General features: G+C 38.7%; 27 protein-coding genes. 19 read left to right on the forward strand and 8 right to left on the reverse strand.

The genetic code is table 11. From position 1 onward, the window contains the following. Positions 1-637, forward strand: a 637-nt coding sequence (locus ACTHN6_RS14940; RefSeq protein WP_440436572.1) for a phosphatidylserine decarboxylase family protein, incomplete at its 5' end; no start/stop codon positions are given. On the opposite strand, the gene ACTHN6_RS14945 is transcribed toward ACTHN6_RS14940, so the two are convergent. Beyond that, a complete protein-coding gene (locus ACTHN6_RS14945; RefSeq protein WP_440436573.1) occupies positions 615-1,115 on the reverse strand; it encodes a GAF domain-containing protein in 501 nt (166 codons plus the stop codon). The genes ACTHN6_RS14940 and ACTHN6_RS14945 overlap by 23 nt on opposite strands. Positions 1,116-1,134: 19 nt before the next feature. Then, a complete protein-coding gene (locus ACTHN6_RS14950) occupies positions 1,135-1,830 on the reverse strand; it encodes a YjjG family noncanonical pyrimidine nucleotidase (protein WP_440436574.1) in 696 nt (231 codons plus the stop codon). A 151-nt stretch (positions 1,831-1,981) separates the two neighbouring features. Between ACTHN6_RS14950 and ACTHN6_RS14955 the strand changes: the two genes are divergently transcribed. From ACTHN6_RS14955 to ACTHN6_RS14980, 6 genes are all read left to right on the forward strand, one after another. Next, entirely contained in the window at positions 1,982-2,680 is a 699-nt protein-coding gene (locus tag ACTHN6_RS14955; RefSeq protein WP_440436575.1) for an SDR family oxidoreductase, read from the forward strand. 66 nt (positions 2,681-2,746) lie between these two features. Continuing rightward, on the forward strand, positions 2,747-4,279 hold the full coding sequence (locus ACTHN6_RS14960) for a hypothetical protein (RefSeq protein ID WP_440436576.1): 1,533 nt from the start codon (positions 2,747-2,749) through the stop codon (positions 4,277-4,279). A gap of 45 nt (positions 4,280-4,324) precedes the next feature. Further along, complete coding sequence (locus ACTHN6_RS14965; RefSeq protein ID WP_440436607.1) at positions 4,325-4,645, forward strand: C10 family peptidase; 321 nt, start codon at positions 4,325-4,327, stop codon at positions 4,643-4,645. Positions 4,646-4,657: 12 nt separating this feature from the next. Continuing rightward, on the forward strand, positions 4,658-5,161 hold the full coding sequence (locus ACTHN6_RS14970) for a hypothetical protein (RefSeq protein WP_440436577.1): 504 nt from the start codon (positions 4,658-4,660) through the stop codon (positions 5,159-5,161). Positions 5,162-5,344: 183 nt separating this feature from the next. After that, complete coding sequence (locus ACTHN6_RS14975; RefSeq protein WP_440436578.1) at positions 5,345-5,833, forward strand: hypothetical protein; 489 nt, start codon at positions 5,345-5,347, stop codon at positions 5,831-5,833. Positions 5,834-6,168: 335 nt separating this feature from the next. Beyond that, positions 6,169-6,402 carry a hypothetical protein gene (locus ACTHN6_RS14980; protein ID WP_440436579.1) on the forward strand — a complete coding sequence of 78 codons (234 nt, stop codon included), beginning with the start codon at positions 6,169-6,171 and terminating at the stop codon, positions 6,400-6,402. Between the two features lie 74 nt (positions 6,403-6,476). On the opposite strand, the gene ACTHN6_RS14985 is transcribed toward ACTHN6_RS14980, so the two are convergent. The 3 genes from ACTHN6_RS14985 to ACTHN6_RS14995 are packed head-to-tail and all read right to left on the reverse strand — an operon-like array spanning position 6,477 to position 9,213. Next, positions 6,477-7,673 carry an acyl-CoA dehydrogenase family protein gene (locus ACTHN6_RS14985; RefSeq protein WP_440436580.1) on the reverse strand — a complete coding sequence of 399 codons (1,197 nt, stop codon included), beginning with the start codon at positions 7,671-7,673 and terminating at the stop codon, positions 6,477-6,479. A 26-nt stretch (positions 7,674-7,699) separates the two neighbouring features. Continuing rightward, on the reverse strand, positions 7,700-8,422 hold the full coding sequence (locus tag ACTHN6_RS14990; protein ID WP_440436581.1) for a ComEA family DNA-binding protein: 723 nt from the start codon (positions 8,420-8,422) through the stop codon (positions 7,700-7,702). A gap of 17 nt (positions 8,423-8,439) precedes the next feature. After that, positions 8,440-9,213: an MBL fold metallo-hydrolase gene (locus ACTHN6_RS14995; protein WP_440436582.1), complete on the reverse strand. Its 774-nt coding sequence runs from the start codon at positions 9,211-9,213 to the stop codon at positions 8,440-8,442. Positions 9,214-9,391: 178 nt separating this feature from the next. Between ACTHN6_RS14995 and atpB the strand changes: the two genes are divergently transcribed. The 7 genes from atpB (at position 9,392) to ACTHN6_RS15030 (ending at position 14,960) form a co-directional block, all read left to right on the forward strand. After that, on the forward strand, positions 9,392-10,570 hold the full coding sequence (atpB, locus tag ACTHN6_RS15000; RefSeq protein ID WP_440436583.1) for a F0F1 ATP synthase subunit A: 1,179 nt from the start codon (positions 9,392-9,394) through the stop codon (positions 10,568-10,570). Positions 10,571-10,596: 26 nt separating this feature from the next. Beyond that, a complete protein-coding gene (gene atpE, locus ACTHN6_RS15005) occupies positions 10,597-10,842 on the forward strand; it encodes an ATP synthase F0 subunit C (protein WP_090654167.1) in 246 nt (81 codons plus the stop codon). Positions 10,843-10,941: 99 nt separating this feature from the next. After that, the gene (gene atpF, locus ACTHN6_RS15010; protein ID WP_440436584.1) at positions 10,942-11,436 is read left to right on the forward strand and encodes a F0F1 ATP synthase subunit B; all 495 of its coding nucleotides are present in this window, start codon (positions 10,942-10,944) and stop codon (positions 11,434-11,436) included. A gap of 72 nt (positions 11,437-11,508) precedes the next feature. After that, positions 11,509-12,075, forward strand: a complete 567-nt coding sequence (gene atpH / locus ACTHN6_RS15015; protein ID WP_440436585.1) for an ATP synthase F1 subunit delta — start codon at positions 11,509-11,511, stop codon at positions 12,073-12,075. Between the two features lie 109 nt (positions 12,076-12,184). Continuing rightward, positions 12,185-13,762: a F0F1 ATP synthase subunit alpha gene (gene atpA / locus ACTHN6_RS15020; RefSeq protein WP_440436586.1), complete on the forward strand. Its 1,578-nt coding sequence runs from the start codon at positions 12,185-12,187 to the stop codon at positions 13,760-13,762. Between the two features lie 110 nt (positions 13,763-13,872). Further along, entirely contained in the window at positions 13,873-14,670 is a 798-nt protein-coding gene (surE, locus tag ACTHN6_RS15025; RefSeq protein ID WP_440436587.1) for a 5'/3'-nucleotidase SurE, read from the forward strand. Beyond that, positions 14,667-14,960, forward strand: coding sequence for a hypothetical protein (locus tag ACTHN6_RS15030; RefSeq protein WP_440436588.1), 294 nt, complete (start codon positions 14,667-14,669; stop codon positions 14,958-14,960). The genes surE and ACTHN6_RS15030 overlap by 4 nt, the downstream gene beginning before the upstream one ends. Before the next feature lie 79 nt (positions 14,961-15,039). Here the strand turns inward: ACTHN6_RS15030 and ACTHN6_RS15035 are convergent, their stop codons facing one another. After that, positions 15,040-15,597, reverse strand: coding sequence for a UbiX family flavin prenyltransferase (locus tag ACTHN6_RS15035; protein ID WP_440436589.1), 558 nt, complete (start codon positions 15,595-15,597; stop codon positions 15,040-15,042). A 249-nt stretch (positions 15,598-15,846) separates the two neighbouring features. On the opposite strand from ACTHN6_RS15035, the gene ACTHN6_RS15040 reads away from it, so the two are divergent. From ACTHN6_RS15040 to ACTHN6_RS15060, 5 genes are all read left to right on the forward strand, one after another. Continuing rightward, positions 15,847-16,710, forward strand: a complete 864-nt coding sequence (locus tag ACTHN6_RS15040; protein ID WP_440436590.1) for a MotA/TolQ/ExbB proton channel family protein — start codon at positions 15,847-15,849, stop codon at positions 16,708-16,710. Positions 16,711-16,778: 68 nt separating this feature from the next. Continuing rightward, complete coding sequence (locus ACTHN6_RS15045; RefSeq protein ID WP_440436591.1) at positions 16,779-17,459, forward strand: ExbD/TolR family protein; 681 nt, start codon at positions 16,779-16,781, stop codon at positions 17,457-17,459. A gap of 26 nt (positions 17,460-17,485) precedes the next feature. Then, positions 17,486-18,028, forward strand: a complete 543-nt coding sequence (locus ACTHN6_RS15050; protein ID WP_440436592.1) for an ExbD/TolR family protein — start codon at positions 17,486-17,488, stop codon at positions 18,026-18,028. Between the two features lie 50 nt (positions 18,029-18,078). Then, complete coding sequence (locus ACTHN6_RS15055; RefSeq protein WP_440436593.1) at positions 18,079-18,900, forward strand: energy transducer TonB; 822 nt, start codon at positions 18,079-18,081, stop codon at positions 18,898-18,900. 174 nt (positions 18,901-19,074) lie between these two features. After that, positions 19,075-20,247: a hypothetical protein gene (locus ACTHN6_RS15060; RefSeq protein WP_440436594.1), complete on the forward strand. Its 1,173-nt coding sequence runs from the start codon at positions 19,075-19,077 to the stop codon at positions 20,245-20,247. Between the two features lie 5 nt (positions 20,248-20,252). Here ACTHN6_RS15060 and ACTHN6_RS15065 read toward each other — a convergent pair whose 3' ends face one another. Next, positions 20,253-21,044, reverse strand: coding sequence for a segregation and condensation protein A (locus ACTHN6_RS15065; protein WP_440436595.1), 792 nt, complete (start codon positions 21,042-21,044; stop codon positions 20,253-20,255). Positions 21,045-21,148: 104 nt separating this feature from the next. Further along, positions 21,149-21,538, reverse strand: coding sequence for a large-conductance mechanosensitive channel protein MscL (mscL, locus tag ACTHN6_RS15070; protein ID WP_440436596.1), 390 nt, complete (start codon positions 21,536-21,538; stop codon positions 21,149-21,151). Positions 21,539-21,606: the final 68 nt, after the last annotated feature.

The raw sequence follows: 21,606 nt of genomic DNA on the forward strand, positions 1-21,606 counted from the left end.
AAGTGCTTTATTACTTGTTTTAATAAACATACTTTTCTTTTATTTTTTTTCTGACAATTTTGAATGGATTGCTTTCATCATCCTGTTTTTAAGTTTTGTATTTTTCTTCTTTATTGTTTTTTTCTTTCGCATTCCCAACCGGGAATTTACATTTTCTGAAACAAAAATTGTTGCGCCTGCTGATGGAAAGGTTGTGGTAATTGAGCAGGTAAATAATACCGAATATTTTAATGACAGCCGCATACAGGTAAGTATTTTTATGAGCCCTGTAAATGTGCATGTGAACCGTGTGCCGGTTGACGGAACGGTTGTTTACAACCATTATCATAAAGGGAAATACCTGGTGGCCTGGCACCCAAAATCTTCTGTATTAAATGAGCGGCACAGCATTGTGCTGGAGAATGCCAATGGTGCTATTCTGGTAAAACAAATTGCCGGCGCTTTAGCCAAACGTATCTGTAATTACGCCACGCCCGGCAAAGTTTTTAAACAAGGCGATGAATTTGGTTTTATAAAATTCGGCAGCCGTGTAGATCTGCTGCTTCCTTTGGATGCATTGATTGAAGTGGAACCGGGACAGGTTGTAAAAAGCGGTGTTTCGGTGATTGCTTCATTTAATCAAAAGCAAGAAGCTTAACTATTTGCTCAAGATACCTTGCATCTGTTTCATCAAAATGATTCAGGTCTTCACTATCAACATCTAAAACGGCAATCACATTACCGTTTTTAAAAACGGGTATTACGATTTCTGATTTTGATAAACTGCTGCAGGCTATATGGCCCAGGAATTTTTCAACATCTTCCACAATAATGGTTTTTGCCTCTGCCCAGCTGGTGCCGCAAACGCCTTTGCCTTTTTTAATTCTTGTGCAGGCAACCGGCCCCTGGAAAGGGCCAACCACTAACTCGTTATTCCTTACGATATAAAAACCAACCCAAAACCATTTAAATTGTTCTTTTAATGCGGCTGCTACATTGGCAAGGTTTGCAGTCACATCGGTTTCGCCTTCGATCAAAGCCTTTATCTGCGGGATTAAAGATTGGTATTGTTCTTCTTTTGTGCCTTGAATTACATGTAAATCTTCTGCCATAAAATTATCCTTGATCGTCTCCAAAAAGGAGACTTTTTTTAAACTAAAAAATATCTTCCAGCTCTTTTAAATGGTGAATTGTATAAGTTGGCCGCACATCTGTGTCCGCATTTATGTGATTTACAAATATCGTATCCAAACCGGCCGCCATTGCGCCTTTAATGTCTGCATCAATATTATCGCCAATCATTATGCTTTCGCCGGCATCTGCATTGGTAGCACGCAATGCAAATTCAAAAATTTCTTTTTGTGGCTTTAAACTGCCGCATTTTTCAGAGGTAATCACTTCTTTAAAATAACCGGTAAGATTACTATGTTTTAATTTGCTGTGCTGCACGTTATCAAAACCATTTGTTATTAGATGCAACACATAATTTTTTTGCGTTAGATAATCTAAAATTTCGGTTGTATATGGAAATAATTTTTTCCTGTTGGGCAAACCTTCAAGAAATTGAACCGATATTTCTTTTGCCAGCGCTTCATCTGCCAGTTTAAAATCAAGCAGGGTTAGCCAAATACGTTTCCAGCGCAGTTCCTCCTGCTTTATATAACCTTTGGTGTACCTGTCCCAAAGCCTTGTATTGTGAAACGAATAACGGCTGAAAAATGCATCAAAATCTGCAATACCTTTTTCGTGCAGCATATGCAGGCGGTGCAATTCCTGGAAAGTTTCTTTTGCATTTGTTTCAAAATCCCAAAGGGTATGGTCAAGATCAAAAAATAAATGTTTGTATGCCATTATAATTGCGTTGCCATTTTAGATTTGTATGTTGCGGGCTGCAGCAATGCTATTAAGCACGGTTGCCTGTCTGCCGCCAGGCAGGTGTTACTCCCTTGTACTTTGGTACAACTGGCGGCAAAGCTACATCTACCAAAATAAATTCAGTGTTATGAACGTGATAATTACCGGTGCATCAAAAGGATTAGGCAAAGCCTTTGCAGAAAAATTTGCAGCATCAGGCCATCATCTTTTTTTATGCGCAAGAAATGAAGACGTTTTATCTGCAACAAAATTGCAGTTGCTTGAAAAATATACCAGTTGTACAATAGATATTTTAGCAACTGATATCAGTAAAAAAGAAAACGCAATAACGTTCGGAAATTTTTGTTTGCAGTTTGGCACTCCACAGGTTTTGATTAATAATGCCGGCAGCTTTTTGCCGGGCAATATTCATGAAGAAGCAGATGGCACTTTTGAGGCCATGCTTGATACAAACCTCAGCAGCGCTTATCATTTAACCAGGACTGTTTTACCCGCCATGATGCGTGCAAAACATGGCCACATTTTTAACATGTGCTCTATTGCCTCACTTGCCGCTTATGCCAATGGCGGCAGCTACAGCATCAGCAAGTTTGCTTTACTCGGTTTCAGTAAAAACCTGCGCGAAGAATTAAAATCCTATAATATAAAAGTAACTGCCGTTATGCCCGGCGCTGTTTATACCGATAGCTGGAGCGGCAGCGGTGTAAACCCTGAGAGGCTTATGCAGGTTGATGATGTTGCTAATATGGTGTATGCTGCATCACTTCTCTCACTACAGGCCTGTGTGGAAGAAATTATTATGCGGCCGCAGCTGGGTGATTTGTAAATACAAGCTTGAATTTACATAGTGGCTCTGAAGTGTTTTAAGTGATCAATTTTGTAGCTTTAGGTCATGATAGCCATACATAAACCCTTCTGTATAATTTTTTCACTGTTTGCAGTATCCAATGCTTTCTGCCAAAAGATTAATTACACGCATAACCGTTTATACAGCAGTTCTGAATATAAGTATAATATTATAGGCAAAGTAAATGATAAATTACTCGTGTGGCAGGCAAATGCAAACAAACATTTTGCTTCAATTATTATTGCATACAATGAGGATATGGATGTTGTGCATACTGCCAATACAAACATTCTTCAATCTTCTGTTGAACCGCAGCCATATTTTTTTGTTACGGGCAATTCTTTTAAAGTTATTTATAAATACCAGGATGACAAATACCTGTTTTATAAAGTTGCAGGTTTTGATGAGGATGGAGATTTACAAGCCATACAAACTTTGGATAGCAGTGAGATTAAGAAGGATGCTCCGCCGCAATCTGCTTATTCAATTCTTCAGTCTGCTGATAAGAAAAATGTATGTTTTGCCAAGATCCGGTATGATGAGATAACGCATGCCCTGGTGCTTAACTGCACTTATATCAACGATGAGATTATCCATAAGGATTTTGCTTTTTCTATTGATGTAAACAAAGAGATGCTCTCCGCCATTAATATTGATACTGATAAAAATATGTTGCTTGTTTTTGAGGAGAGCACAGATAGTACAACGAGGCTCAAAGCAATAAAGAAGAATTTTTCGGATGATGTAATGCTGGTAACAAATAAAGCTGTGCAAACTCATGCCTTTGAAGACAAATCTGTTGATATTGTACAAACAACGGCAGGCTATATTGCCTACGGGAGGCTTACTGAAAGCAACAAGGTATTTATCTGGCAGATGGATAGTAAAATGAATGAACTTGCCGGTGATACAGTTCTGGAGAGGAATTTTAATGGCGGGCTATCTTTTATTCCCTGCAATGATAATATGGCAAATGTTTTTGTTGCATGGAATTACAATTCTTTGGAGAATGCTGCAACCATAGACGATGCGCCAGGCAATATCCGCATACCCGATTATTCTAATGATCCCACTTATATCGTCAGGTATAATAATCTTAGCGCCGATGCAATTGCTACACAAAAAAATTACATAGAAAAACGCAGCCGGGAATCCGTTTTAAGAGAAAAGGATAACTATTCCAGCACTTTGCCTAAAGATCAGCCGCAATCTTTTTCCAGGCCATCTTTAAAAAATATTCAGCTATTTAAAATAGATAGCGGGAATTCAGTTGTATGGTCAAGAAATTTCAACAATATTCCAACAGGCGAAACTTCTGCTAATCTTGGAAATTCAAGTATTACCGCAGGCGATAAAAAATTACATATTATTTGTGAAGCTCAAATAAAAAGCAAACCTCGTTTCCTGAACCACATCATCATAAATTTTGATGGTGACGTAACGGAAATCCATTATACAACCTGGGATATGAAATATCAATATCTTTTAAACCAGAGTGTTCTTACAGATCACAATGAGCTCATTGTTCCGGCTGTTAAAGGAAGCTATATGAAATTTGCAAAAATTAAGATTGAATGATTAGCATCGTTTCGGCTTAATTAATGAATTTATTTATCCGATATTATTTTTAGAATGATGCAACAACAGACAAATGTTTTTTTAGGAATATGGTACACTTACCAGAATTGCCATGAATGGATATGTGATGGTTACAGGGCAACTACTTTTACTTTTTGTTCTAACGGAACGCTTACAAGTCAAAGCACTTTATATTTTCACATGAACTGGGGATGGCATGAAACATCTTCAAATTCTCCTTTAAATTTTCCTGATTATAACGGTTGGTTTGCTTTTAATAACTGGAAAATAACCGGTGCCGGATCAGGCGGGTCTGATCTGAATTTTAAATATGCCAATGATATGGTTACAAATATTCATCCTTAATTGGGAGAAAAAATGAGAAATAAAGTTTTGGTTTTAATACTTATTTGTGATTTAGCCTTATCGTTTACCTGTAAAAAAAAGGGTAGCGAATGTTATTATTATACACGACCTCCCGATTTGATTTTTGAAATAAAATACAATGACAAATTTGTTGCTGATAGCAGCATTTTAAAGTTGATCAAAATATATTATTTACAAAAAAGTGAGAAAAAATACATTAGCGATTTAACAATATCCGATACAATAATGACTGATACAATTGTGCACAGGGTTATTACAACTAAAAATATCCCTAGCGCAAGCGGGATTGGAATTAAGACATTTTATGTAGAATTTCCTATTAGTTTGGGAGGAGATGAAGATACCTTGTTTGTTGATTATTCGGCCCCTGCTACATCTAATAATTGCCAATATATTTTTAATCAGATTAACTACAATAGCCAAAAGCCGACGATCAATTCTGATATTTTAATACCTGGATTGACTGTTCCAATTTATATATTTAATAAGCCTTAAATGGTCTATTATAATTCAAATTTTAATGCAAAAATATTATTGTGATTGATAATTGATTGCAATGAAAGGTTTGCCTTTAATAACTGGAAAATTACAGGCGCCGGGTCAAATGGCACTGACCTGAACTTTAAATATGCCAATGATATGGTTACAAATATTCATCCTTAAAAATTAGTAAGAGTTATGGTAAACAAAATTCTTATTTCAGTTATAGCTATTGGTCTTATTTTCCAGATAGTCTGTTGTAAGAAGAATTCCAATTCCTGCGATTGGGCAGCCCCACCTTATGCACTCGTTTTATTTCAATTATATAAAGGCGAACAACTGGTAACAGATAGTAATTTTTTAGCATCATTAAAGCTGTATTATTATCAAAACAATCAAAAAAGCTATATCCCTATACAGGGAATTATAAATGCTAATACAAGCGATACAAATATTTTTTATGCAAGCAGGGTTATGCTTATAAATGTATTAAGCACTTTGAAGGTAAAAGAATATTATTTGGAATATCCTGATAGCTCCTGGGTTCCAGATACATTATTTATAGATTATTTATCACCATCTCCCACAACCGGCTGCCAATATAAATTAAATGAGATTATGTTCAATAAAAGTACTCCTCCAACTGATAGCATATCTGATCAACTAATTTATATTTTTAATAAATAGAATGCTAAAGCAAAGAATGGTAAAAGGGCTGTAACGGGATGGTTCTGAATTTAAAATATGCTAACGATATGGTTACAAATATTCATCCTTAAAGTCGGGAGGAGTTATGCTAAATAAAAATTCCTTTTTAATTATAGCTATTGGTTTTATTTTTCTAATAGTCTGTTGTAAGAAAAACTCTAATAACTGTAATCAAATTGCAGAACCCCCTGTGTTTTTTTTCCAGATAAAAGAGAACGGAATCGTTTTAGACGACCCCGTTCTTGATGGAATAAAAATCTATTGCTTATTAAAAATGATAAAAATATATTTCTGATTTATCTCCTGCCACAGACATGTATGCCGGTAAAGGAATTTTAATAAACAGGCAAATTGGAACTTTTGAAGATCAAGTTTTTTTTATTGAGTATACAAATTCGGATATAGATACTTTATCAGTGCAAAATTTAATGCCTTCTCCATCTACTGATTGTAGTTATAAAATTGAACAGGTTAAGTTTAATAATTTAATTGCTACTGCTGATGCTTCTTTTGGTTATCAGCCTGTGTATGTGTTCTTAAAACAGTAAAAGGAGTGATTTTTTTAATAAACAAAACAGGCGGGGTAAACACCCCGCCTCAATGAAAAAGTCCCTCAACTTATTCAAAATTTATTCAGCGTTTCCCGTGCAATAACAATCTTTTGTATCTCGGATGTGCCTTCGCCAATAGTACAAAGCTTGGCATCGCGGTAAAATTTTTCAACCGGGAATTCTTTTGTATAGCCATTGCCGCCAAATATTTGCACCGCTTCATTGGCAACTTTTACGGCCACTTCACTCGCATAATATTTTGCCATGGCGGCTTCCCTGGTAACTTTTTTTTGCTGGTCTTTTAAAGCACAGGCTCGCATAATTAAAAGTTCGGCGGCATCAATTTCAGTGGCCATATCCGCAATCTTAAAACTCACGCCCTGGAAATCAGCAATAGGCTGGCCGAACTGGTGCCGCTCTTTGCTATATTTTGCTGCTGCTTCAAAAGCGCCTTTGGCAATGCCTAATGACAGGCAGGCAATGGAAATTCTTCCGCCATCCAAAACCTGCATAGATTGTTTGAAGCCATCACCAATTTCGCCCAGCCGGTTTTCCCTAGGAATAATACAATTATCAAATATCATTTCGGCAGTTTCGCTGGCGCGCATACCGAGCTTATTTTCTTTTTTGCCTGCAGAAAAACCCGGTGTTCCCCGTTCTATCACAAATGCGGTTGCATTATTTCTGGCCCGTGGCTCACCTGTTCTTGCAATCACCACGGCAACATTGCCGCTCTTGCCATGCGTTATCCATGATTTGGTGCCGTTCAGCACCCAGTTATTGCCTTCTTTTTTTGCTGTGCATTGCATATTGCCGGCGTCGCTGCCTGTATTCGGCTCTGTTAAGCCCCAGGCGCCAATCCATTCTCCCGATGCCAGGCGCGGCAAATACTTTTGCTTCTGCTCTTCATTGCCGAATAAAAGGATGTGATTGGTGCAAAGTGAGTTATGTGCTGCGAGGCTCAAGCCTATAGAACCGCACACTTTTGATATTTCTTCTATCACCACTTTATAGGCTGCATACCCAAAACCTGATCCGCCATATTCTTCCGGTATTAAAACGCCCATCAGTCCAAGCTCTCCCATTTTGTGAAATACGTGTGCCGGAAATTCCTGGGCTTCATCCCATTGCATTACATAGGGCTTAATATGCAGGTTGGCAAAATCTCTGGCAATTACATAAACCTGTTCTGTTATCTCTTCCTTTACAGCATACATAAAGCTAACAATTGTTAGCGTAAAGCTATGGGATAGAATTTGTTTGCTCAAAATATTTTTTGTGCAAATCGCTTTTTTTAGTCTTTTATATAGAGGTAAGGTTTTATTGCCTGGAAAACACTATCGTTTAAGCCATAGGTTTTTGCAACCTGGTCAACAGATTTGAAACCGCCCATGCTTGTCCTGAATTTTACAATGCGGTTCGCCAGCACATCGCCAATGCCGGGAAAAGCCTTCCAGTCTTCAACGGAGGCTGTATTGATCTCGGTCTTCTTAAATTGGTTGGTTGTATATGTTGGCTTTGATTTAAATGCAGCTTGCGGTTTTTCACTGTCGGAAAACCCGGGCTCATGAACAGGTTGGGAAATGCGTGCGTAAGGGATAATCCTGTCGGCATCGGATTTCGAAAGGCTGTAAATTTTGCGAATGTCTTCCGGCGTTTTAAAATGACCGCCTTTACCGCGGTAATTAATAATGGTGTGCGCTGTTTTGGGTGAAAGTCCCAGCTTTATAAACCCTTCTTCACTTAAAGTATTCGGATCGAAGTAAAATAATTTTATTTGTACCGAGTCGGTGCCTGCTGTATCCACATAACTGGTTGCATAAAGGGGCTGTATATTTTGCTGTTTATACCTGTCTAATTCAGCCTGTAAGGCTGTATTAACATGAATATCCAGTTTTTTCGAAGGTAAAAAACAGGGCAGTATTATAATTATTACAAGAAGGGCTAATAGTATGAAGGCAGCATTCCTGTCGCGCCTGGTAAAGATGAACCATTCTTTTAAGGGATTTTTTTTCATTGGGGTTATATGTTGGGTTATATAATAAATGCAAGGTTGTCATAAGCAAGGTGAATGCCCGGCGGTAAAGTTTTTTCAACATCTTCATGTTTGCCAAGCTGGTGGCTGATATGTGTGAAATATGCCTTTGGTATTGCTAATTCTTCTGTCAGTTCTACGGCTTCGTTTAGGGTAAAATGAGAAATATGCTGTTCCTTTCTAAGGGCGTTTACCACAAGTACATCCGAGTCTTTTATAAGTGTTTTTACATTGTCATCAATTTTGTTTGCGTCTGTAATGTAAGTAAATTTTCCAAACTTATATCCAAAAACAGGCATTTTATGATGCCATACGGTAAAAGGCTTTATAGGTATATCACCTACTTCAAAAGGGCTTTCGTCAATTGTATAAAGGTTTATTTGAGGAACGCCCGGGTATTTTTTGTCGGCAAACGCGTAAGCAAACTCCCGCATTAAAGCTTCTGCCGTAAGCGAATTGGCATAAACATCCATGGGTTTATGTTGAAAAAAATTATAAGCCCGCACATCATCGAGCCCTGCTGTATGGTCTTTATGCGGATGGGTAAAAAGCACAGCATCCAATTTGGTGTTATGAATGCGCAGCATTTGATACCGGAAATCGGGTGTGGTATCCACAACAATTGTGGTTGTGGCAGATTCTACCAAAATACTGCTGCGCAGGCGCTTGTCTTTTGGATCTGTTGAAGTGCAAACAGGGCAGGTACATCCGATTAAAGGAATGCCTGAACTGGTGCCGGTGCCGAGAAAGGTGATTTTTAATGAAAGGCTCACATGGCAAATCTAACACAACTGCAATAAGCTCAGCTTATATGATGCATAATTTCATGTGCATATAATCCAATGAAGGTGCGTTTACGACAATATATTTTCTTTATTTTTTTAGTTTCCCAAACTCGTTTCTTTATTTAAATGCATACCTGTATATTTGCGCAAAATTTCGGGGCCGTCTATGACCTTAAAATGCGTAAAATCTTTACTGGTAGCGGGTTTCAGCGTTTTTTTCCTGGCTTTTTCAATTTCCACATTTGCTCAGGAGGAACACAGCGAAACGGGTGATAATGTTAAGAAAGAAGAAAAAGGCTTTGATGCCAATGAAGTTATTTTCGGGCATATTTTAGATGCGCACGAATTTCATTTCTTTTCTTATGAAGGCAGCGACGGTAAAGAGCACGAAGCTTCAATTCCCTTGCCCGTTATCCTTTATTCAAAGCAAAGAGGTTTGGATATATTCATGTTTTCGCAGTTTCATCATGGCGAAGCAGAATATAACGGTTATAAGGTGGTAACCGCGGAAATGCTTGAAGAAGGAAATTTTCCCGCCGGCAAATATCATGAAGGGGAAATAGTGGCCGTTGATACAAACGGGCAAATTGATGAAAGTGTAAAGCTGTATGATTTCTCCATTACACGCTATGTAGTGCAAATGATAATTTCCCTGTTATTATTAACATGGATAATGATTTCAATTGCCAGCCGCTATAAAAAAGGGCATGGCGTTATTTCTGCACCCAAAGGCAAACAAAGCCTTATGGAACCGGTAATACTTTTTATTGTAGATGAAGTGGCAAGGCCTTGTCTCGGTGAAAAGAAATACCGCAAATACCTACCTTTCCTTCTTACGGTTTTCTTTTTCATTCTTATCAATAACTTATTAGGCCTTATACCCGGCAGTGCCAATGTAACAGGTAATATTGCCTTCACGCTTGTACTGGCCTTGATTGCTTTTGTGGCAATTTTAGTCAGCACTAATAAACATTACTGGGGGCATATTTTTAATCCCCCGGTGCCAGGTTTTGTAAAGCCTATTTTAATGCTGGTAGAATTTTTGGGCGTTTTTATTAAACCCATGGCATTAATGATACGTTTGTTTGCAAACATGGTGGCTGGCCATATTCTTGTAATATGCCTTATTTCGCTTATTTTCATCTTTGCAGGGCTGAGCGCAGCGGCAGGATGGGGTGCATCGCCGCTATCGGTAGCATTTACAATTTTTATCTATTTCATTGAAATACTGGTTGCTTTCCTTCAGGCTTACATTTTTGTTTTCCTTTCTGCTGTATTTATCGGGCAGGCTTTTGAAGGTAGTCACGATGATACAGACCATCATGAAGATGCAGTAATCGTTTAAATTTTTAATCAATATAAACTACAATTATGGATTTAATGAATGTTATTTTACTTGAGGCTACAGCAAATGCGGGCGGCGCTATCGGTGCAGGTTTAGCAGCTATTGGCGCAGGCATTGGTATTGGTCAGATTGGTAAAGGTGCCGTTGAATCAATTGCACGTCAGCCCGAAGCTTCAAACGACATCCGCGCAAACATGATCCTTACTGCAGCATTGGTAGAAGGTGTGGCTCTGTTCGGCGTTATCGTTGGCTTCCTGGCTATGATCCTCTAATAATAATTACTGCATTGTTTGGTTTAAGTAATGCAGTTTTTTTAAACAATGAGCAATGCCTGGTTTTTAATTGGGCTGTATCAATATTAAATTGAGTTTATGCAATTACTCACCCCCAGTTTAGGATTAATAGTTTGGACGCTGCTGGCTTTCCTGGTGGTATTTTTTGTGCTGGCAAAATTTGCCTGGCCGGCTATCATCAATGGTTTGCGTGAACGCGAAAAAACGATTGCAGATTCCCTGGCTTCTGCTGAAAATATAAAAGCAGAAATGGCGAAGATGAAGAGTGAAAATGAAGCGCTTTTGGTGCAGGCACGTGAAGAGCGGGCTGGTATGCTGAAAGATGCCAAGAACACTGCCGACAAAATGGTTGCTGATGCAAAGGAAAAGGCAAAAGCGGAATACGATAAAATCCTGGCTGACGCGCAGGCTGCTATCAACCAGCAAAAAAATGCCGTGTTAACCGACCTGAAAAACCAGGTTGGCTCGCTGATAATTGAAGTAGCTGAAAAAGTTTTGCGCCAGGAGTTGAATGATAAAGCAAAGCAGGAAAATTATATTAAGCAATTAACAGACGAAGTAAAGTTGAATTAAAGAATAGCGATGAGCTATGAGCTGTGGGCTTCGCGCTGACAGCCGGTAGCTGAAAGCTGAAAGCTGAAAAAAATGCCTAATCCACGTTTAGCTACAAGATATGCAAAGAGTTTGGTTGACCTTTCTATTGAAAGAAACCAGCTGGAAGCAGTGTATGCTGATATGCAGTTCTTGCAGCAGGTTGTTAAAGCAAGCCGTGATTTTGTAAATCTCCTGCGCAGCCCTATCGTTACTGCGGATAAAAAACAATCCATCATTGATGCAATTGTAAAAAACAAAATATCTGACTTAACAGAAGCTTTCACAAAGTTGCTGGTAAATAAAGGCCGCGAAGGCGACATGCCCGAAATTGTAACTGCATTTATTGATCAATACAATGTAATTAAAGACATTCATAAAGTAAAATTAACTACGGCAACGCCTGTGGGCGATGAGTTGAAGGATGCTATTATCGCTAAAGTTAAAAGAGAGGCGAATCTGCAGAATATTGAATTGGAAGCAAAAGTGGATGAATCACTCATTGGCGGATTTGTGTTGGAATTTAATAATAACCTGGTTGATGCTTCTGTGTTAAGAGATTTGAAAGACATCAGCAAGCAGTTTAAAGAAAGAAACGTATTTGTTCAGAATATAAGATAACCTTTCTGAACCGGGTTTACACGATCAATGGATTTGAAGATTTAAATAATAATTTTAAAGTTTGATAGATTAACTACAAACTGAAAACGATAAACTATAAACTTTTTATATGGTTGAAATAAAACCTGATGAAATATCAGCGATACTGAGACAGCAGTTAAGCAATTTTAATGCTGGCGCTGATTTGGAAGAAGTTGGAACTGTATTGCAGGTGGGTGATGGCATTGCCCGCATTTATGGGTTAAATAATGTGAGCAGCGGCGAGCTGGTTGAGTTTGAAAATGGTGTGAAAGCCATCGCGCTTAACCTGGAAGAAGACAATGTGGGTGTGGTACTAATGGGTGAATCCGGCAACATCAGGGAAGGTGGTAAAGTAAAACGCACCGGCAAAATTGCATCTATTAAAGTAGGTGAAGGTTTGGTTGGCCGCGTAATTAATACTTTGGGTGAACCTATTGATGGCAAAGGGCCCATAACAGGCGATCTGTATGAAATGCCTCTGGAACGTAAAGCGCCGGGTGTTATTTATCGCGAGCCTGTAAAAGAACCTTTGCAAACAGGTATCAAAGCGATAGATGCAATGATCCCTATCGGTCGTGGCCAGCGTGAGCTGGTTATTGGTGACCGCCAGACAGGTAAAACCGCCATCTGTATTGATACTATTATTAACCAGAAAGAATTTTACGCAGCAGGCAAGCCTGTTTATTGTATATATGTTGCTATCGGCCAAAAAGCATCAACCATTGCCGGTATTATGAAGACGCTGGAAGACAATGGTGCGATGGCTTACACAACTATCGTTGCAGCTTCTGCATCAGATCCGGCACCACAGCAATTCTATGCTCCGTTTGCCGGCGCTGCCATTGGTGAATTTTTCCGTGATACTGGAAGGCCGGCTTTAATTATTTATGATGATCTGTCAAAGCAGGCTGTAGCTTACCGTGAAGTATCCTTATTGTTACGCCGTCCTCCTGGCCGTGAAGCTTATCCGGGTGATGTGTTCTATTTGCATAGCCGTTTGTTGGAGCGTGCCGCAAAAGTTATCAGCAACGATAAAGTGGCAAGTGAAATGAATGACCTGCCTGATAATATCAAACATCTTGTAAAGGGTGGTGGTTCTTTAACGGCTTTACCCATTATTGAAACACAGGCCGGCGACGTATCTGCTTATATTCCTACCAACGTAATTTCCATTACCGACGGACAGATATTCCTTGAAGGTAATTTATTTAATTCCGGTATCCGCCCGGCTATTAATGTGGGTATTTCTGTAAGCCGTGTTGGTGGTAACGCACAGATCAAATCAATGAAAAAAGTTGCCGGTACATTAAAGCTTGACCAGGCACAGTACCGTGAGCTGGAAGCTTTCTCTAAGTTTGGTGGTGATCTGGATGCTGCAACCAAACTCGTAATTGACAAAGGTGCCCGCAACGTGGAAATATTAAAGCAGCCCCAGTTTTCTCCGTTCCCGGTTGAAAAGCAGGTAGCCATTATATATCTTGGAACGCAGGGCTTGTTACAGGGCGTTGCTGTTAAAAACGTAAAAGCATTTGAAGATCATTTCTTAATGGAAATGGAAAACAAATTGCCGAATGTTTTGGCAGAATTTAAGAAAGGTAATTTGCCTGAAGATGGCATAAAGGAAATGGTGGAACTGGCAAAAGGTTTAGTTCCTCAGTATAAATAAATCACCTTTATATAATATTAAGCAGCCCTGGAAGTTCCGGGGCTGTTTTGTTTTGATAGCCTAACTTTAAGCATTCAAACCTTAAACATATTTTATCTTGCAGTCCTTTTATGGCAAAAGCAAAAAACTCAAAAAAAGAAAAACCGGTTATTCTTGTTACAAACGACGATGGTATTACAGCGCCGGGTATAAAGGCGCTTACCAATGCTGTTAAAGACCTTGGGAAAGTAGTGGTAGTTGCGCCTGATAAACCGCAAAGCGGCATGGGGCACGCTATTACCATCGGCCATCCTTTGCGTTTAGCGGCAGTAGAAGCATTTGGTGATATTGAAGCCTATCAATGCAGCGGCACACCGGTTGATTGCGTGAAACTTGCCGTGGATAAAGTATTGCACCGCAAACCGGATATTTGTTTAAGCGGCATTAATCATGGTGCGAACCATTCTATTAATGTGATTTATTCGGGTACTATGAGTGCCGCACTGGAAGCGTCTATTGAGCGTATTCCAAGTATCGGGTTTTCTTTATTGGATTATAGCATTGAAGCTGATTTTGACGGCGCTGCCTATTACGCCAACCTGCTGGTTAAACAGATTATAAGTAAGAAAATTGATAAGCATCTCTGCCTGAATGTAAATATACCCATTGCACCAAAAGAGCTGCTTAAAGGTTTAAAAGTATGCCGGCAGGCTTATGCAAAATATGAAGAGAGATTTGACGAACGCCACGATCCCACGGGCAGAAAATATTATTGGCTGACCGGTGAATTTCAAAATTTTGATAAAGGAAAAGATACGGATGTATGGGCTTTGGAAAATAATTATGTAAGCGTTGTGCCGGTACAGTTCGATCTTACCAATTATGAATTGAAAACAAAATTGCAAAAAGCATTAACCCAAAAGCTTTGAAAAGAGACTCACTTTTATTCGGGGTTATTCTTGGCATTATAGCACCCATTTTTGGGCTGCTTGGTTATTATTTCTGGAAGTTTTATCCTACCTATACAATTGCGGATTTTATTCACGTAATTGGTTTGCAAAAAACAATTTTATCTGCCATTGCAACCTTTGCGCTTTTTGCTAATGTGGTATTACTTACTATTTATCTTAATATGCGCCGAGACCAAACCGCAAAAGGCATCTTTATTATTTCATGTATTTATTCAATAGCGGCTATTGTAACGAAATTGTTTCTATAGGCTGCATTTATAATCTAACATTGTTTTAAGCTGATGCAAGCGTGTATATAATATAATGATACAGCAGTTTATAAAAAAACTATTCCCCCCATCGAAAGCTTTTTGAATGAAGGCCGGCCAGGTCAATAAGCCGGTTAACTACTGTTAAAGCAACTTCTTCAATTGTTTTTGGATTACTATAGAAAGATGGTGTGGCAGGGCAAATAATGCCGCCGGCAAGTGTAACCGCCTCCATATTTCTTATATGAATAAGATTGTAAGGCGTATCGCGAACGGCGAGGATAAGCTTGCGTTTTTCTTTTAGCATTACATCTGCAGCACGTGTTACAAGATCATCGCTTACGCCCGAAGCAATGCGGCCAAGTGTACCCATGCTGCACGGAACCACAATCATAATATTATATTGTGCGGAGCCGGATGCAAAAGGGGCAGAAAAATCGTATTTATCATAATAATGTACAGGGTAATTTTTGTAATCCTCATTATGTAGTTCTGCTTGCCATATTTTTTTTGCGTTGTCACTTATTACAACAGCTATTTGTTCATATTGCGCTTTTAGGCTCATTAAATTATCCAGTAAAAGCTTTGCGTAAATAGCGCCGCTGGCCCCTGATATTGCTATTACAATTTTATTCATTATCATTAACAAATTTACAGTTTAGTGGTTGTAATAATATATGAATAGGTTATTGGATTTATGGCCGGGGAAATGTATATCAGAAAAAAAATAAAAATAAAATTGCGAAAAGTTGGTGCTTTAAAGAATTTAACTAATTTACAACCCCATTTGAAAGCACATTATAGTGATTGCTTGAGCAATGTGTGATCAAAAATTTTTAAGTAAAAAACGAAAAACAAAAGTTTAAAAATTAAAATCAATTTTGTTATGGCTGAAACAAGACCGACTGCTACGGCAGCAGCAAAGAGCGCTACTTCAGTGCAACCTAAAAGATCTCGTAACTCTATTTCATGGCTTGCACCCCTTACTTGTCTTATTCTTGGGTATGTAATCTGGCGCTTTGTGATAGGGAATGATGCAAACTTCACGCAACCGGATAAAAGTGGCGGTTTCTGGCCAGATCACCAGGGCCCTACTACAGCAATATCCCGCATGTACATGGGAGGTATTATCGTACCAATTTTGATAGGTTGCTTTTTAACTGTTATAACTTTTGTAATAGAAAGATTACTTACAGTTACAAAAGCAAAAGGTACCGGCAATATTTCTGAATTTATCCGCACTGTACAATACAATCTTGCTAATAAAGATGTAGATAAGGCTATTGCAGCATGCGATAAGCAAAAAGGTTCAGTAGGCAATGTAATGAAGGCCGGCCTGCGCAAGTATAAAGAAATGATCACTAATACGGAATTAAGCACTGAACAAAAAGTATTAAATATTCAGAAAGAAGTAGAAGAAGCAACAGCACTTGAATTGCCCATGCTGGAAAAAAACCTTGTATTCCTTTCAACTATTGCTTCTGTTGCAACATTGTTAGGTTTGTTGGGTACGGTAATCGGTATGATACGTTCGTTTGCCTCTTTGGCTGAAACCGGTGGTGCAGATGCTTCGTCTCACCTTTCTCAAGGTATTTCTGAAGCGCTGTATAATACAGCTTTAGGTATCGGTACTTCCGCAGTTGCCATTATTATGTATAACGTGTTTACCACAAGAATCGATGCTATTACTTATGGTATTGATGAATCCGGATTTACTTTAACACAAAGTTTTGCATCTAATTATAGATAAGCGATAAGAAGGTTATGGAATTTTTTTTCAAACGCATCTTACACTTATACTAAAATAAACTTTATAAAATGGCAAGACCGAAAATTGCAAGAAAGAGCACCATTGTTGATATGACCGCTATGTGTGATGTGGCGTTTTTGCTTCTTTCTTTCTTTATTTTAACAACGAAGCCAAAGCCTTCTGAGGCTGTGCCCATTTCAACACCAACGTCTGTTGCCAATAAGTTTGTGCCTGATAAGAATGCTGTAATGATATCCCTGGATAAGGATGGCAAGGTTTATTTGTCTGTAAGCGATAATGCTGAAGACAGAACCAAGAAACAAACCATGATTCAGGAGGTTAACCAGCGAAACAACCTGGGCCTTACAAACGAGGAGGTGGACAGGCTGGTTAGGCAACCTTTTATAGGTGTTCCTTTTTCTCAGTTAAAAGCACAGGCAAAGCTGAGTAATGAGCAAATTACCGCAAAAAACCTGCCTTCGGGCATTCCCGCACAGGATACTACCAACAACCAGATGATTGAATGGATAAGGGCAGCTAAAACAGCCTATCAGGGATCAAAAATGGACCTGATTTTAAAAGGTGATAACGTAGCTAAATACCCTGTATTTAAAAACATTCTTACTGCCTTTAAAAAGAATGATGAATTCAAATTCCAGATGGTTACAAATCCTTCTGGTGTTCCCGAAGGTACTGATCTGTATAAGTTGAACATGAGCAGGAAAGATGGCGGTGGCGGTGGAGAATAATATTTTTAATTTAAAATAATTGTGTTATGGCAGAAATGGATACTTCGGGCGGCGGCGGCCACAAAAAAGGTCCCGGCGTCAAAAAAAGTAAAAAGCTTTCCACAAGGGTTGACTTAACACCAATGGTTGATCTTGGTTTTTTGCTGATTACTTTCTTTGTGTTTACTACAACCATCAGCCAGCCAACGGCAATGCGCCTTGCTTTACCTGATGATAAAGTAAAAGAAGAAGATCAGAATAAAATCAAACAGTCGGGTGCATTAACACTCCTTCTTGGAAAAGATAATAATATATTCTACTATGAAGGTGAGCTTGCTCCGGATGCTTCCAATTTTAAATCTTCCAATTTCAAGGATATCCGCAAAGTTATCATGGATAAAAAGCAACAAGCGGATACAAACCTGGTGGTGGTAATAAAGCCGAATGACGAAAGTACCTACAAAAACTTTATCGATATTCTGGATGAAATGAGTATCAATGTTGTTAAGCGTTATGCTGTTGTGGATATTTCCCCTGTGGAAGACAGGTATGTAAGAATAACAGAAGGTGAAGCTCCGCCTGAGCAATAGGATTATGGAATTGAGAGCATTAAGCATCTAAGAATTAAACTTTATTAGTAATGGAAGCAAATAAGATAATGAATGCCGATATTCTGGACATCCTTTTTGATGGAAGGAATAAAGCTTATGGCGCTTATGAATTAAGAAAGAGCTATAACAAGCGTATGGTAAGGGCGCTTATCACTATGCTTGCTGTATGCCTTATTATCTTCATTGGTTCGGCAATAGCAAAAAAAATTGATGAAGGTAAGCCTAAGCAAATGGAGGTAAAAGATGTGGTGTTGGAAGACATTAAAACGCCGGAGAAGAAAGATGAACCACCTCCGCCGCCGCCACCGCCAAAAGAGCCGCCCAAAGTGCAGGTTACTAAATTCACTCCTCCTAAAATTGTAAAGGACGAAGAAGTAAAACCGGAGGAAAAACCACCTGAACAGGAAAAGCTTGAGGATACTAAAATCGGAGCTTTTAACCAGGAAGGTATTAAATCTGATGTGGTTGAAGCACCTGTGGAAAAAGGAACAGGTAAAGTAGAAGCTCCCAAGGTTGCTACGGAAGATTATGATAAAGAATTTACGAGCGTGCAGGTGGAAGCTAAGTTCCCCGGTGACTGGAGTAAATATCTTACACGTAATCTAAACAGCCAGGTTCCTGCAGATAATGGTGCCCCTCCGGGCAGATATACTGTTACTGTTTCTTTCCTTGTGGCAAAGGATGGCAGTATTTCTGAAGTAAAGGCACTTAATGATCCGGGTTATGGTTGTGGTGATGAAGCTGTTCGTGTAATTAAGAAAGGACCCAAATGGCAACCCGCCATTCAGAATGGCCGTAATGTTATTTATCGCCAAAAGCAAAACATTGTATTCGTGGTTCAGGATCAATAGTATTAATGTAATTTCTTATAATAAAGAAGGCTGCCTGGAAAGGCGGCCTTCTTTATTTGCTGTTAGTATTTTTTAAATGTTTTTGCCATTAGTGCAGATAAACATCACATGCTGCATCTCCGGATGTTTTTAAATCCCTCAAAACTCCTATTTTGTTTTTACTACATTCGCATTATGCAATTAATTGAAGTTAATACTGCGGAAACAGCTAAAGATTTCATTAAAGTAAATGTGCTTCTAAACAGGAATAGCCCTAATTATATACGTCCTTTAAATAACGAAGTGAACGATGTTTTTGATCCTTCAAAAAATAAATCTTTTAAATATGGGGAAGCAAAACGCTGGATCTTAAAAGATGGTAACAAATTCATTGGCCGCATTGCAGCTTTCACTAACAAAAAATATATAAATGCCGGAACCGAATTTGCAACCGGCGGCGTTGGTTTCTTTGATTGTATTAATGATAATAATGCTGCAAAGGTTTTATTCGATGCCGCCAAAGAATGGCTTCAAAATAAAGGAACAGAAGCCATGGACGGGCCGATAAATTTTGGAGACCGCGACAAATGGTGGGGACTAATGACAGAAGGATTTGACAAGCCACCAATTTATGGTATGTCTTACAACCCGGCTTACTATGAAAAACTATTTGAAAATTACGGGTTCAAAAATTATTATAACCAGTATTATTATGCTATGGGCGTTAAGGATAAACTTCCTGACCGCTTTCCTGAACGTTATGCCAAATTCAAAAATAAGCCTGGGTATGCAGCACGACATATCAGTGTAAAGAACCTTGAAAAGCATGCGCACGAGTTCGCAACCGTATATAATGCTGCCTGGGCGCAGCATGGCGAAGCCAAAGAAATTGCAGCCAAAGATGTAATGAAACTTTTTAATAAGATGAAGGCAGTAATGGATGAACGGCTTATATGGTTTGCTTATTATAAGGATGAGCCCATTGCCATGTGGATTAATATTCCTGATCTTAATGAATACTTTAAGCATTTTAACGGCAGGCTTGGCTTAATTGAAAAGCTGCGTTTATTATGGATGAAAAAAAACAATAAATGCCGCATATTTACAGGAGTGGCCTTTGGGATTGTTCCAAAATTCCAGGCATTGGGAATTGATTCTTTTATGATTTATGAGGCCAGTTTAGTAATTCAGCCAAATGATTGGTATGATCGCTATGAAATGGGCTGGGCCGGCGATTGGAACCCTAAAATGATAAATATTTATAAAAGCCTTGGCGCTGTTCAAAGCCGGCGCATGGTTACTTACCGTTATATTTTTGATGAAAATAAATATCCCTTTGAAAGACATCTCCAGATGGAATATAAATAATTGAATTAAGACGCAGGCACTTCTGACGGTTGAATAATTGTGTCTTCTTTTCTTTCTTCATTCCACTCTAATATAAAATTATTGCGGCCTTCGCCGGTAAGGATGCTCATATAATTCTGCTGTGCCAGTTCGAGCATGGAAAGAAAAAGAAAGATAGCATGAATACGGTTTTCACAAAATTCAAAAACCTTTTCAAATGAAACTGTTTTTTGTTTTTCAACCAGGCCGAGCATAAAGGCCCGGCTTTCTTCAATAGTATAATTATAACGGATTACGGTATGAACAGGCTTATTGTTGCGTTCGTTCATGCGTTTTACCACACGCTCAAACGCTTTCATTAGTCTGAATAAGGTAATGGTTTGAATTTCCGTGCCATCTGCAGCTTCTTCACCCACCAGCGAAAGCTCCCGCTGCAGGTTGCCACGTTTCATCATCAGCATGCGGGTGGCTTCCATTTCAGCCATTTGTGCGGCAGCTTCTTTAAACTTCTTGTATTCAAGGATTTTATCAACCAGCTCCTGGCGCGGATCAATTTCTTTGCCTTCAGCATCCAGCTCTTTTCGCGGCAGCAACATCTTTGCCTTAATACGCATCAATGTTGACACAAAGAGGATGAATTCGCTGCTTAGCTCAATATTCAATTTATCCTGATGATGTATATAATCAAGAAAATCTTTGGTTATTCTACTGATGGGGATATTATAAATATCAATTTCATCACGCTCAATAAAAAATAACAGCAGGTCGAAAGGCCCTTCAAACTGCGGTAATTTTATTTGATAATTTTCCGTATTCACAATAATGCTTTATAAATAGACACTGTGTAAAACTGCCGCAATGTAAACAGAGAATAATACAATGCGAAAGCAAGTTTTACACAGTCTATCAGGCAGGATTCCTGTTATGTTTTTTTCTTTAGCTCATCACGAATTTCCATTAATAATTGATCGGTGGAGGAAGGTGCAGGCGGTGTAGCCGGGGCAGCCTCTTCTTTCCTTTTAGTTGCATTTATACCTTTGATAATGAGAAATAATGCAAATGCAATAATGATAAATGAAATCACTTGCGAAAGAAAATTACCGTATTTGATTGCTGTACCCGGAATAACAAGTTCACTGAGATTACTAAGATTGGCCGCCTTTAGGGCAGGTGTAAGAATGGCCGGCGTAATAATATCGTCCACAAGGGAACTGACGATTTTTCCAAAAGCTCCGCCAATTACTACTGCAACAGCAAGGTCTACTACATTGCCCTTTACAGCGAATTCTTTAAATTCTTTTAAAAACCCCATAAAAGTATTTTTTGGGTTAACAATATATGGTGAATGTAAATTGTTTCTCTAATTCAACCAACACATTG

It is taken from the genome of Parafilimonas sp., from assembly GCF_051953455.1.
GTDB lineage: Bacteria > Bacteroidota > Bacteroidia > Chitinophagales > Chitinophagaceae > Parafilimonas.